Source organism: Agrococcus carbonis, assembly GCF_900104705.1.
Taxonomy (GTDB): domain Bacteria; phylum Actinomycetota; class Actinomycetes; order Actinomycetales; family Microbacteriaceae; genus Agrococcus; species Agrococcus carbonis.
Genome location: NZ_LT629734.1, coordinates 422,769 through 434,636 on the forward strand (window position 1 = coordinate 422,769; position 11,868 = coordinate 434,636).

General features: G+C 74.0%; 15 protein-coding genes and 2 tRNA genes. 9 read left to right on the top strand and 8 right to left on the bottom strand.

What is annotated here, in order from left to right; all coding sequences use genetic code 11:
• Positions 1 to 37 precede the first annotated feature (37 nt).
• On the bottom strand, positions 38 to 562 hold the full coding sequence (gene msrA / locus BLT67_RS02070; protein WP_092665483.1) for a peptide-methionine (S)-S-oxide reductase MsrA: 525 nt from the start codon (positions 560 to 562) through the stop codon (positions 38 to 40).
• 82 nt (positions 563 to 644) lie between these two features.
• Here msrA and BLT67_RS02075 point away from each other — a divergent pair, with 82 nt between their 5' ends.
• The gene (locus tag BLT67_RS02075; protein ID WP_092665485.1) at positions 645 to 896 is read left to right on the top strand and encodes a hypothetical protein; all 252 of its coding nucleotides are present in this window, start codon (positions 645 to 647) and stop codon (positions 894 to 896) included.
• A 28-nt stretch (positions 897 to 924) separates the two neighbouring features.
• Here the strand turns inward: BLT67_RS02075 and BLT67_RS02080 are convergent, their stop codons facing one another.
• Positions 925 to 1,599: a DedA family protein gene (locus tag BLT67_RS02080; RefSeq protein WP_231945540.1), complete on the bottom strand. Its 675-nt coding sequence runs from the start codon at positions 1,597 to 1,599 to the stop codon at positions 925 to 927.
• Positions 1,600 to 1,659: 60 nt separating this feature from the next.
• Here BLT67_RS02080 and BLT67_RS02085 point away from each other — a divergent pair.
• From BLT67_RS02085 to BLT67_RS02110, 6 genes are all read left to right on the top strand, one after another.
• Positions 1,660 to 1,732: transfer RNA gene (locus tag BLT67_RS02085), tRNA-Arg, on the top strand.
• A 50-nt stretch (positions 1,733 to 1,782) separates the two neighbouring features.
• Entirely contained in the window at positions 1,783 to 2,304 is a 522-nt protein-coding gene (locus BLT67_RS02090; RefSeq protein ID WP_092665487.1) for a pyridoxamine 5'-phosphate oxidase family protein, read from the top strand.
• Between the two features lie 32 nt (positions 2,305 to 2,336).
• The gene (locus tag BLT67_RS02095; RefSeq protein ID WP_092665489.1) at positions 2,337 to 2,978 is read left to right on the top strand and encodes an HAD family hydrolase; all 642 of its coding nucleotides are present in this window, start codon (positions 2,337 to 2,339) and stop codon (positions 2,976 to 2,978) included.
• Between the two features lie 68 nt (positions 2,979 to 3,046).
• Entirely contained in the window at positions 3,047 to 3,667 is a 621-nt protein-coding gene (gene orn / locus BLT67_RS02100) for an oligoribonuclease (protein ID WP_092667465.1), read from the top strand.
• Between the two features lie 66 nt (positions 3,668 to 3,733).
• Positions 3,734 to 3,809 (top strand) — tRNA-His (locus tag BLT67_RS02105).
• A gap of 128 nt (positions 3,810 to 3,937) precedes the next feature.
• On the top strand, positions 3,938 to 5,710 hold the full coding sequence (locus BLT67_RS02110; protein ID WP_092665491.1) for a hypothetical protein: 1,773 nt from the start codon (positions 3,938 to 3,940) through the stop codon (positions 5,708 to 5,710).
• Positions 5,711 to 5,743: 33 nt separating this feature from the next.
• Here BLT67_RS02110 and BLT67_RS02115 read toward each other — a convergent pair whose 3' ends face one another.
• Positions 5,744 to 6,001, bottom strand: a complete 258-nt coding sequence (locus BLT67_RS02115; RefSeq protein WP_092665493.1) for a DUF3253 domain-containing protein — start codon at positions 5,999 to 6,001, stop codon at positions 5,744 to 5,746.
• A gap of 45 nt (positions 6,002 to 6,046) precedes the next feature.
• The gene (locus tag BLT67_RS02120; RefSeq protein ID WP_092665495.1) at positions 6,047 to 6,883 is read right to left on the bottom strand and encodes a siderophore-interacting protein; all 837 of its coding nucleotides are present in this window, start codon (positions 6,881 to 6,883) and stop codon (positions 6,047 to 6,049) included.
• 82 nt (positions 6,884 to 6,965) lie between these two features.
• On the opposite strand from BLT67_RS02120, the gene BLT67_RS02125 reads away from it, so the two are divergent.
• Positions 6,966 to 7,301, top strand: a complete 336-nt coding sequence (locus BLT67_RS02125; RefSeq protein ID WP_092667466.1) for a metallopeptidase family protein — start codon at positions 6,966 to 6,968, stop codon at positions 7,299 to 7,301.
• Between the two features lie 73 nt (positions 7,302 to 7,374).
• Here BLT67_RS02125 and BLT67_RS02130 read toward each other — a convergent pair whose 3' ends face one another.
• The 4 genes from BLT67_RS02130 to BLT67_RS02145 are packed head-to-tail and all read right to left on the bottom strand — an operon-like array spanning position 7,375 to position 10,764.
• Positions 7,375 to 7,854 carry an isopentenyl transferase family protein gene (locus BLT67_RS02130; RefSeq protein ID WP_092665497.1) on the bottom strand — a complete coding sequence of 160 codons (480 nt, stop codon included), beginning with the start codon at positions 7,852 to 7,854 and terminating at the stop codon, positions 7,375 to 7,377.
• Positions 7,851 to 8,651 (bottom strand): energy-coupling factor transporter transmembrane component T family protein, encoded by an 801-nt coding sequence (locus BLT67_RS02135; protein ID WP_092665499.1) that lies wholly within the window; start codon positions 8,649 to 8,651, stop codon positions 7,851 to 7,853. The genes BLT67_RS02130 and BLT67_RS02135 overlap by 4 nt, the downstream gene beginning before the upstream one ends.
• Entirely contained in the window at positions 8,648 to 10,153 is a 1,506-nt protein-coding gene (locus BLT67_RS02140; RefSeq protein ID WP_092665501.1) for an ABC transporter ATP-binding protein, read from the bottom strand. Before BLT67_RS02140 ends, BLT67_RS02135 begins: the two co-directional genes overlap by 4 nt.
• Positions 10,150 to 10,764, bottom strand: coding sequence for an ECF transporter S component (locus BLT67_RS02145; protein WP_092665503.1), 615 nt, complete (start codon positions 10,762 to 10,764; stop codon positions 10,150 to 10,152). Before BLT67_RS02145 ends, BLT67_RS02140 begins: the two co-directional genes overlap by 4 nt.
• A gap of 181 nt (positions 10,765 to 10,945) precedes the next feature.
• Here BLT67_RS02145 and BLT67_RS02150 point away from each other — a divergent pair, with 181 nt between their 5' ends.
• Positions 10,946 to 11,734 carry an SGNH/GDSL hydrolase family protein gene (locus tag BLT67_RS02150; protein ID WP_172801958.1) on the top strand — a complete coding sequence of 263 codons (789 nt, stop codon included), beginning with the start codon at positions 10,946 to 10,948 and terminating at the stop codon, positions 11,732 to 11,734.
• The last annotated feature ends 134 nt before the right edge of the window (positions 11,735 to 11,868 follow it).

Sequence of the window (11,868 nt, forward strand, 5' to 3'; positions counted from 1 at the left end):
ACCGCCGCGCCGCGCGTCGCGCCCGCTGTGGAGAACCTCAGACGCGCAGGTAGTCGGCGAAGCCCGCGCGGATCTTGTTGACCTTCGGCACGGCGACCGCGAGGCAGTAGCCCTGGGTCGGGTTCTTCGCGAAGAAGTCCTGGTGGTACTCCTCGGCGGGGTAGAACTCCCCCAGCGGCTCGAGCGTCGTCACGAGCTCGCCCGGCCACCACTCGCTCGCCCGGGCGATCGCGGCCTCGAAGCGCTCGCGCTCCGCCTCGTCGCGGTAGAACATCGCCGAGCGGTACTGCGTGCCGATGTCGTTGCCCTGGCGGTTCAGCTGCCGGGGGTCGTGCATCGTGAAGAACATGTCGAGCACGACGTCGGTCGGCAGCCGCGTCTCGTCGTAGACGACCTTCACGGCCTCGGCGTGCCCCGTCGAGCCCGTGCAGACGAGCTCGTAGCTCGGGCTCGCGACGCTGCCGCCCGTGTAGCCCGAGACGACCTCCTCGACGCCGTCGACGACGCGGTACGCCGCGTCGAGACACCAGAAGCACCCACCGGCCAGCACCATCTCCTGCATGCGCAGAGCCTATCGTCCGCGACCCGGCGCGCGCCTTGTGGGTGGCCGCCCGTAGCGTCGCAGACGACCGAGAGGAGCAGCCATGGCGATCATGACCGAGAGGCAGCGCCGCACCGCGCCGACCGCGCCGCATGTGGCGACCCGGCGGGTGCGCGACGACCTCTGGCGGGTCACGAGCGCCTCCGGCCTCGCCATCGGCTACATCGCGCGCGTCGACGACGCGTCGGGGGTCGCGTTCGAGTCGCGTCGGCTCCTGCCGGGCGGCACCGCGCTGCTGCCGATCGGCCGAGCCTGGGCGCTCGACGACGCGCTCTCGTGCTTCACCCGCCCCTGAGCCGTCTGCCGCGCGGCGGGCGGGCCGGTCACTCGCCGTGGAAGAGGTGCTTGCCCTCGCGGCGGTTGAGGAGCATGCGGCGGACGACCCACCAGGCGATCGCGAGCAGCACCGCGCCGATGACGATCCACTGCAGCCAGTCCATGTACGGCTCGATGACGTGGTAGTTCATGCCGAGCGTGAAGCCGATGAGGATGAAGATGGTGTTCCAGACGGCGGAGCCCACGGTCGTGAGGCCGAGGAAGAGGAGCACGGGCATCTTCTCGATGCCCGCCGGGATGGAGATGAGGCTGCGGAAGATCGGCAGGAACCGGCCGAACAGCACCGTCTTCCACCCGTGCTTGGCGAACCACGCGGTCGTCTTGTCGATGTCGCTCGCGCGCACGAGCGGCATCCGGCGCGCGATGGCGACGAGCCGCGCGTGCCCGAGGAGCCTGCCGAGCGAGTAGAGGGCGAGTGCACCGACGACCGATCCGATCGTGGTCCAGAGGATCGCCTCGGCGAGCGAGAAGGAGCCCTGCGCTGCGGCGAACCCCGCCAGCGGCAGGATGATCTCGCTCGGGATCGGCGGGAAGAGGTTCTCTGCCGCGATCGCCACCGCCGCGCCGGGCGCACCGATCGCGTCCATGAGCCCGACGGCCCAGCCGGCGACCCCGGTCAGCTCCTCGGTGGCGGATGCGGTCTGCAGGAGGGTGGGAAGCACCCCGACAGCCTAGGCGGGCGGCGCTGGGTGGATCGGTAGAATCGGCAGGCCGCACGGCTCGCCCCCGTAGCTCAGCGGATAGAGCAGGAGCCTTCTAATCTCTTGGTCGCAGGTTCGATTCCTGCCGGGGGCGCCGCCCGACCCAGCCGATGCGTTGTGGGCGGTCGGCGCCATGCTTTCCTCATGCGCACCGATCTCCCGCCCCTGCCCGCTCCGGTTCGCGATCGCGCGGTGCTGCCCGAGGGCTACGGCCTGCCCGACGACGACGAGGGACTCCTCGAGTGGTCCGAGGTCGAGGCGCGGCTCGTGGCGGCGAAGCACTACTGGCTGGGGTCCGTCCGCCCGGACGGCCGTCCCCATGCCGTCCCGCGCTGGGGCGTGTGGGTCGACGGCCGCTTCTGGTACGACGGCTCGCCCGAGACGCGGCACGCGCGCAACGCGGAGCGCCGGCCCGCGGTCACCCTGACGCTCGAGAGCGGCAGCCAGGCCGTCATCGTCGAGGGAGACTCGTACGCGACCCGCGCCGACGCCGCAGAGCTCGGCGCACGGCTGTCGGCCGCGTTCGGCAAGTACCGCGACGACGGGTACGCGCCGGATGCTGACGCGTGGTCGGGCGACGACGGCGGCGGGCTGCGGGTGATCACGCCCCGCCGCGTGCTCGCGTGGTTCGCCTTCCCGCACGACGTGACGCGCTTCCGCTGGTGAGCATCCGTCGCCCCTCCTGGAAGAGTGGGGGCATGACCGGCGCGCTGCTGCTCGACATGGACGGCACCCTCATCGACTCGGAGCCCATCTGGCACGAGGAGATGCGCGCGTTCGCGCGCGCTCAGCGCATCGAGTGGACGGCCGAGGACGCCCATTGGACGACCGGCAGGCCGATGGTCGAGTGGGCCGAGCGGATGCGCGAGCGCGGCGCCGACGGCGATTGCGCGTCGATCATCGCCGCCATCGCCGGCGCGGTCGCCGACCGCGTGCGGCAGGACGTGCCCTGGCTGCCCGGCAGCCTCGCGCTGCTCGAGCGCATCGCCGCCGCGGGGATCCCTGCGGCGCTCGTGACCAACGCATCCGCCGCCAACGCGGACGCGCTGGTCGGGGCGGCCCCCGAGGGCTCGCTGCGCTTCGCCGTCTCGGCGGACGACGTCGAGCGATCGAAGCCCGACCCCGCGCCGTACGCGCTCGCCGTCCGACGGCTCGGGGCCGACGCATCCGCGTGCATCGCCTTCGAGGACTCCGGCTCGGGCGCGCGATCGGTCGTCGCGGCGGGTGCGCGCCTCTGGTTCCTCACGACGCAGCTCACCCACGCGCCGGTGCCCGCCGAGCGCACCTTCGGCACGCTCGCCGACGTCGACCTCGACGAGCTGCTCGACGAGCTCGGCTGAGCGGCCCGCCGGCCGCATAGACTCGCTCCGTGGCTGCTGCGGACCGGATCGTGTGGATCGACTGCGAGATGACGGGGCTCGACCCGACGGTCGACGAGCTCGTCGAGATCGCCGCCGTCGTCACCGACTTCGAGCTGCAGGTGCTCGATCCCGGGCTGCAGATCGTCATCAAGCCCTCCGACGGCGCGCTCGAGCAGATGAACGACTTCGTGCGCCAGATGCACGCCACGAGCGGCCTCGACGCCGAGATCCCGCACGGTGTGAGCCTCGCGGAGGCCGAGCTCGAGGTGCTCGAGTATGTGCAGCGCTTCGTGCCGCTCGAGCGCACCGCGCCGCTCGGCGGCAACACGATCGGCACCGACCGCATGTTCCTCGCGCGCTACATGCCGGCGCTCGACGGCTTCCTGCACTACCGCTCGATCGACGTCTCGAGCATCAAGGAGCTCTCGCGCCGCTGGTTCCCGCGGGCCTACTTCCAGGCGCCGGCGAAGGCGGGCGGGCACCGGGCCCTCGCCGACATCCTTGAGTCGATCCGCGAGCTGCGCTACTACCGCGAGGCGGTGTTCACGGATGCGCCGGGCCGGGCGAGCGACGAGCTGCAGTCGATCTCGGCCGCCGTCGTCGACGGGTTCAGCGCGCACCTGCCGGCCGGGGGCACGGATCCGGCCGCCGGGACGCACAGCATCTGAGGGGCCGATGCGGCGAACGGCCGCCGGATGTCGTACACTGTCCTGGTTGCGCTTCGCGCACACATGGTGGGTATAGCTCAGTTGGTAGAGCGCCTGGTTGTGGTCTAGGAGGTCGCGGGTTCAAGCCCCGTTACTCACCCCACGAAGCATGGCCCCGGTCGAGCACCGGGGCCATGTGCGTACTCGAGTGCATTTCGACGCTCGTCCGATCGCACGACGCGTCGGTCGGCGACGCTCGACGCTGAGCGAATCTCGACATAGGGTGTCGTGATGGTGAACGCGCTCATCGTCGTGCACGACCGCGCTGCGGGCGCGACCGTCGCGTCGTGGCTCGACCGGCACGGCAGCCCCGCCTCCGAGCGCTTCTCCGCCGAGCTCGACCGCCGACGCAGCATCACGATCGTGAGCCGCGACGTCGCCGCGAGCATCCGCGGCAGCACCTACTTCCGCGGCACCGCGATGGTGCCCGAGCTCGACGCGATCGCGTTCGGCGTCGATGGGTGGATGGCGCTGCCCGGATCCGCGGACGGGGCGGCGGGCGAGTTCCTGGTCGCCGACTGGGATCGTCAGCGCGTGCGGATCCGACGGGACGTCTTCGGCAGCGTCGCGCTCATGCACACGCACGGTCCCGGCTTCGTCGCGGTCTCCGACTCGCTGCTCGTGCTCGACGACCTGCGCGCCGCCTTCGGCCTCCGTTCCACGCAGCATCGCGAGGCGCTGCTGGCCCGCTCCGTGCTCAACAGCCACGCCGGCCAGCAGATCTCGCCCGACACCGCGGTGCGCGAGATCGGCTGGGTGCCCGCGGGCCAGGGCCTCGAGATCCGGCTCGGCATGCGGCTCGCCGCGCGCCTCAACGGGCCCCCGCTCGCGGCGCGGATCGTCGATGACGCCGTCGACTCGACCGCGAGCCTGCGCGGCGCCGCGGGCTTCATCGCAGGCGCCACGGCTGCCCTCGCCGGCATCACCGGGTGGCGGAGCGAGCTGCACCTGTCGGGCGGCTACGACTCCCGGATCATCCTCGCCGGCGCGCTGCGCGGCGGGGCGATGGACGACATCCACGTGACCGCGTCGAACACCGTGCCGGAGCACGCCGACGATCACCGCATCGCGCAGCTGCTCGCGGAGCGCTGGCGGTTCCCGCTCAACGAGAGCCGTCCGCGCGACGAGTCCGTCGACCTCGGCATGAACCCGCTGACGATCTGGGCGTCGAGCCTGCTCGGCATCTACGACCGCCTGGTGCCGGCGACCTCGGTGCGCCACCATCGGCGCGAGCTCACGCTCACCGGCCTGGGCGCGGGCGTGCTCAAGGGCGGCTGGGGCTGGACCGACCTCGACGGCATCTTCGCGGGCTTCGACCTCGATCCCGCGCGGGAGCGCGCCCTCCGGCGGCAGATCGCCTCCGGCATGCGCGCGCTCGGGGTCGACCCCCGCTGGAGCGACGCTTCGGAGCTGCAGTACGCGGGCTACCGCAACGGCCTGCACGGCGCAGGGCACATCGCGATGCACATGACGGGCGTGCGCCTCCTGCAGCAGCTCTCGCTCGCGGTCGTCGGGCACCTGCGCACCGATGGCCTCCCCGCCAGGTCGCGACGGCACGCTGCGCGCTTCGCCGAGCGCGACCGCGGCATCACCGACCTGCTGACGCTGCTGCACCTCGACCTCGCGCTCATGCCGTACGAGGGCGGTCGCGCGATCGACCCCGACGCCGCCGCGCACCGGCTGCGCGAGCTCGGCGGCCCGCTGACCGACGCAGAGGTGCGCCCGATCCGCGTGCTCGGCTCCCCCGACGACGTGCCCGCCGGACCCGCCGTGCTCGGCGACGCGATCGCAGCGCGACGCGGCTTCGACATCGAGCTGCACGCCGAGGCGATCCTCGCGGCGGCGGAGTCCGCGCTCCACGCCGTGGCCGACGACGCGGTCCGGGAGGTGTCCCGCGACACGATCGCGCACGCGCGGTGGCGGCTCATCACCAAGGGCATGCCGCCGCACTACGCCGGCTTCTCGACGCCGCGCGCGCTCGGCCTGCTGCTCTTCGCCCGGTAGCGCCGACGGCCGCGAGCCTTGTGGCGGCGCGAGTCAGCGTTCGGCGCGGCGGATGCGGATCGGGCCCCGGGCCTCGCTCGGATGCACGGGCGCGCCGCCCTGCGTGACGACGACCGCGCCCCGTTCGAGGAGGCGCGCCGCTGCGGCGCGCGCCTCGTCCATGCGCGGGCGCCACACCTCCGGGTCGTCCCCCGCAACGCGTCGCGCCGCATCGCTCGGGCAGATCGACGCCCCCTCGCGCCGCTCGGCGAGCAGGGCCAGGATCGCGCGCTCCATCGGGTCGTCGGCCATGGGGCCATCCTGCACCCTGCCGCGCCGTGGCCGACAGGGCGCCGCTCAGGCGGGCGGGAGGATCTGCCCGACCGGCTCGCGCTTCTCGGCCTGGAAGCGATCCTCCGTGCGGCCCTGCGCCCAGTAGCCCGAGAGCGACACCTGCGCGCGCTCGAGCCCGCGGCGGCCGAAGAGCTCGTCGCGCAGCGCCTTCATCGACTCGCGCTCGCCGTGCACGAACGCCTGCACCCGGCCTGCCGGGAAGGAGAGCTCGGCGACCGTGTCGGCGAGCAGCGTGACGGTCGCGGCGGTCGGCGCGCCGCGGTGCAGCCAGCGCACCTCGACGCCGGGCGGCGCCTGGATCGCGATCTCCTCCGACGCATCCCGCACCTCGATCAGCGCGAGGCCGCTCGCCGTCGCCGGGAGCGCCTCGACGCCGCGCGCGATGGCCGGCAGCGCCGACTCGTCGCCGACGAAGAGGTGCCAGTCGGCGGTGGCGTCCGGCGCGAACGCGCCGCCGGGTCCGCCGAACACGACGCGCTCCCCCGGCTGCGCTCGCGCGGCCCACGGGCCCGCGATGCCCTGGTCGCCGTGCACGACGACGTCGATCGCGAAGCTGTCGTCGCGCACCTCGCGCACCGTGTAGGTGCGCGTGACGGGGAGATCCTCGGGCGCGAGCGTGCCGCGCAGTGCCGTCAGGTCGTAGGGCGGCTCGAGGCCGAGCTCGGGTCGCGCGAACCACAGCTTCACGTAGGCGTCGGTGCAGCCGTTGTCCACGAAGGCCGCGAACCCTGGCCCGCCGATGCGCACGCGCACGAGGCTCGGTGCGATGCGCTCGGTGCCCACCACCTCCATGACGTGCTGCGGTCGGGGCGGTCGAGGGGCGCGCTCAGGGATGCTCATACCCCTCCACGGTATCAACGGCCGCACCGGCCCACGCAGCGGCACGAGCACGCCGGGAGTGCGAGAGGATGCGTCGGTGGAGATGACGGCGGACGACTTCGAGGCGCTCGTGACCGAGGTGCTCGACGCGCTGCCCGACGAGATGGTCGAGGGCCTCGACAACGTCGTCTTCCTCGTCGAGGACGAGCATCCCGACGAGGACCTGCTCGGCATCTACGAGGGCGTCGCGATCACCGACCGCGGCCAGTACGGCTTCGGCGAGCTCCCCGACCGCATCATGGTCTACCGGTTGCCGCACCTCGCGACGAGCGAGACGCTCGACGACCTGCGCGCGGAGGTGCGCACGACGCTCGTGCACGAGATCGCGCACTTCTACGGCATCGACGACGAGCAGCTGCACGAGCTCGGCTGGGCCTGACGGCTCCGCGCACCGACGGCCGCGCTCCGCGCCGGAGCCTCGAGCACCGACGCGCGCGCTCCCGCACCGGTCGTCAGGTCGCGCGCACCTCGTCGGCGAGCGACGCGGGGTCGTTGGCCGCGATGTGCGTGTCCTCCTGCTCGCGCCACAGCGCCCACCAGGAGTCGTCGCCGTCGCGCTCGAGCGCTCTGGCGTGCCGCACCTCCTCTGGCGCCTCGAGCCAGATCGCCCGGCTCGCGTGCTCGCGCGACGCGATCGTGAGCGAGCCGCAGCCCTCGACGATGAGCGGTGCACCCGGCTCGGCCCGGTCCTCATCGCCCCAGTCGCCGACCGCCCAGTCCCAGCGGCGCCAGACCGCTGGGGAGCCTGCGGCGAGCGGCGCGAGGATGGCGCGCTCGAGCAGCCGCGAGCCGGTCGCGAGCCCGTGCCAGCCGGCGTAGAGGTCGTCCATGTGGATCACGCGCGCCCCCGTCTCGGCGGCGAGGCGCGCGGCGAGCGCGGTCTTGCCCGCGCCGGAGCGGCCGTCGATGAGCGTGACTTCCGTGCCGCTCACGACGCGCCCGCCCAGACCGGCATGAACGAGCCCGTCGCGACGGAGGCGCCGAGGGCGAGCGCGACGATGCCCGCCGTGATGAGCAGCAGCACCGCATCCGCCCGCCCCACGGTCGAGGGCCGCGCCCACGTGCGCTCGGGCCCGCCGAAGCCGCGCGCCTCCATCGCCGTCGCGAGCGTGCCGCCGCGGCGCAGCGCGACGACGAGCAGCGCGAACGCCGCCTGCAGCGCGCGCCGCACGGCACCGGTGTCGCCGAGGCCGCGAGCGCGGCGGGCGAGCGCGATCTGCCGCCAGTCCTCCCCGAGCACCCCGAAGAGGCGCACGCCCGCGAGCGCCGCGAGCACGAAGCGGTGCGGCAGGCGCGCGACCTGCGCGAGGCCGTCGGCGAGCCGCGTGGGGTCGAGGCCGACGAGCCCGACGAGCACCGGCACCCCGAGCGCGAGGACGCGGAGGCCGATCGCGAGCGCGAGCTCGATCGACCGGTCGCTCACCGTCGCGATCCACAGCTGTGCGTGGATGCGCCCGCCCGGCTCGGCGTAGAGCAGCATGCTCACCGCCGACACGGGCGCCGCGAGCAGCAGCGGCCACGCGCGGCGCAGCACGGTGCGCGGGCCGATGCCCGCCGCTCCGAGCACGATGAGCCACGCGACGAGGGCGACCCCGGCCGAGACGACGTCGATCGTCAGCAGCATCGGCAACGAGTACACGACCGCGGCGGCGAAGGGCGTGACCGGGTTGACGCGCTCGAGCGCGCTCGGTCGGCGCGCGGCGCGAGCGGTGCGCGTCGTCGACGTCATCGCGCCTCCCCCAGCCGCAGCGTGCGGTCGCCGAGCACGCGCTCGACGTCGGCATCGTGCGTGACGGCGACGACGGCGCAGCCGCGGTCGTCGACGAGGGAGGCGATGAGCCGGACGAGCTCTGTCCACGTGCGGCGGTCCTGCCCGAAGGTGGGCTCGTCGAGCACGATGACCCGCGGCGCGGGGGCGAGCACGGTGGCGACGGAGAGGCGCCGCTGCTCGCCGCCGGAGAGGGTGAACGGGTTCGCGTCGGCGAGGGCCTCGAGGCGCAGGGCCGCGAGCAGTCCGTCGACGCGGTGGTCGATGTCTGCGGGCGCCATGCCGAGCGCGTGCAGCCCCGCGGCGACCTCCTGCCGCACGCGCGGCGTGACGAACTGGTGCTCGGGCTGCTGGAAGACGGTGCCGATGCGCGTCGCGAGCTGCCTCGGCCGCCAGCGGAACGGGGAGGGATCGCGCGGGCCCTCGCCCCCGCGGCGAGATCGCCGTGCCCCCGGCGCGCCGACCGCAGCCGGCTCACCCGGCCGACGCAGCGCGTCCGTCGCCCGCACGGCCCCCGCGACCGGCGCCATGAGGCCTGCGATCGTGAGCGCGAGGGTCGACTTGCCCGCGCCGTTCGGCCCGGTGACGACGAGCGCCTCCCCCGCGCGGATGTCGAGCGAGACGGCCTCGTGCGCCGGCTCTCCGCCGCGACCGGCCCGCACCTCGTCGAGCTCGAGCAGCGCATCGGCGGGGCGGCGGCCGCCGCGCGGCACCTCGACCGGGAGCCCCGGGACCCAGACGCCGTCGGCCGCGAGCTGCTCACGATGGCGTTCGAGCACCTGGTCGGGCGAGCCGTCGGCGACGGCGCCGCCGCCCGCGGCGAGCACCACGACGCGGTCGACGACCGGCAGCCACGTCTCGACGCGGTGCTCGACCACGACGAGCGTCGCGCCGGTCTCGCGCGCGACGCGATCGACCGCATCCCGCACCTCGACGACCCCGGCGGGGTCAAGGTTGGCGGTGGGCTCGTCGAGCAGGATGAGGCCCGGTCGCATCGCGATGACGCCCGCGAGCGCGAGCCGCTGCCGCTGGCCGCCCGAGAGCGCCGCGGTCGAGCGGTCGAGCTCGACCTCGAGCCCCACGGCGTCGAGCGCGTGGCGCACGCGGCGCCAGATCTCCTCGCGCGGCACCGCGAGGTTCTCGCAGCCGAACGCGACGTCGTCGCCGACGCGCGACATGATCGTGTTGGCCTCCGGATCCTGCAGCACGAGGCCAGCGATGCCGCGCCGGCTCGACGGGTGCGCGCCGTCGACGCTCAGCTCGCCCGTCTCGTCGCCCTCCTCCTCGCCGCCGAGGACGCCTGCGAGCGCCCCGAGCAGCGTCGACTTGCCCGCGCCGGAGGGTCCGAGCAGCAGCACCCGCTCGCCGGGCTCGACGTCGAGGTCGAGCCCGGCGAGCGCGGGCGCGCCGCGGCCGGCGTGCTGCCAGCCCCAACCGCGCGCACGGATGCGGGAGCCGGTCACCGGCCGCGCGATCGTCCCGACGCGAAGCGGTCGAGCACGCCGGTCGCCGCGAGCGCCCGGGTCAGGAGCCAGCCGAGCAGGCCGGCGAGCAGCGCGCCCGAGACGACGAGGCAGCCGAGGTAGATCACGAGGAACTCGCCGCTCATCGCGAGATTGCCGGAGGTGAACAGCTCGAGCGTCCACGCGGCGACGGCCGCGCCGATGCCCGCGAGCATCGCGACGACGAGCCCGAACCGGCGGTAGGCGAAGAGCAGGAAGACCAGCTCGGCGCCGAGGCCCTGGGCGATGCCGGAGTAGACCGTCTCGATCGACCACTGGCTGCCCAGCAGCATCGAGACCGTCGCTGCGAGCAGCTCGACGAAGAGCGCTGCGCCGGGCTTGCGGATGATGAGCCCGCCGAGCACGCCGCCGATGAGCCAGACGCCCGCCGCGAGCCCGCCGAATCCGGGCGTGAGCCCTTCCATGGCGGTGAACCAGACGTAGCCGACGCCGTTCCAGAGCACGAAGAGGAGCCCTGTGGCGACGCCGAGCACGGCGGCCACGACGATGTCGACGACGCGCCAGCGCGGGTTGGTGCGCCTCGCGGGCGCGGATGCGGTGGTTGCAGTCATGCTGTGCCTTTCACTCGGATGTGATGGCACGGGTGAAGATGTCTCCCTGCGCTGGCATGATCCAGATCAGGTGTGACGGTCGAAGGCTGCGGCCTTCCTCTCAGCCCGGCGCACCGGACTCCCGTGTCTGCCGGCCAGTCTAGCCCGGCACCCATCCGGCCGCCGCGCGTAGGCTGGGCCGGTGAGCCAGACCGCGCAGCACATCCGTTCGTTCGTGGCCGTGGGCGACAGCTTCACCGAGGGCGTCGGCGACGAGCTGCCCGACGGCAGCGTGCGCGGGTGGGCCGACTTCGTCGCCGCGGGGCTCGCGACGGCGCAGGGCGAGCCGGTGCGCTACGCCAACCTCGCGATCCGCGGCCGCAAGCTCGCCGGCATCCTGCACGAGCAGCTCGACGCCGCGATCGCGCTCGAGCCCGACGCGATCTCGATCAACGGCGGCGGCAACGACATCCTGCGCCCGCGCGTCTCGATCGAGCACGTCGGCGCGCGGCTCGCGGACGCCGCCCGCCGGATCGCCGCCGCGGGGATCCGGCCGATCCTGCTCTCGGGCGGCAACCCGAGCGAGGTCATGCCGATCGGCGCCGTGATGCAGCGCCGCGGCGACGCGCTCGCCCGGGCGTTCCGGGCCAACGTCGGCGACCTCGACGCCCCCTACGTCGACAACTGGAGCGACCCCGAGCTGCGCGCCCCGCGCTTCTGGTCGATCGACCGCCTGCACCTCAACGCCGCCGGCCACGCGCACGTGGCGCGCAACGTGCTGCGCGCGCTCGGGCACCCCGCGCCCGAGGCGTGGCGCGATCTCGCCGGCGCGACGACCGCCGAGGGGCGCCGCGACCTCGCCTACTACCGCGAGTACGTGCTGCCGTGGCTGGGGCGCCGCTTCACCGGGCGGTCGTCGGGCGACGGGCGCGACCCGAAGCTGCCGACGTTCGTGGACGTGCAGCCGCTGCCGCCGACGGTGATCGAGTAGCGGGTCTCGTGACGCGGCCCGGACTCCGTCCGGCCCGCTCCTCGACCAGCGAGGCGACCGCAGCGCGGGTCTCGTGACGCGAGCCGGACTGGGTCCGGCGCGCTCCTCGACCGACGAGGGGACCGCAGCGCGGG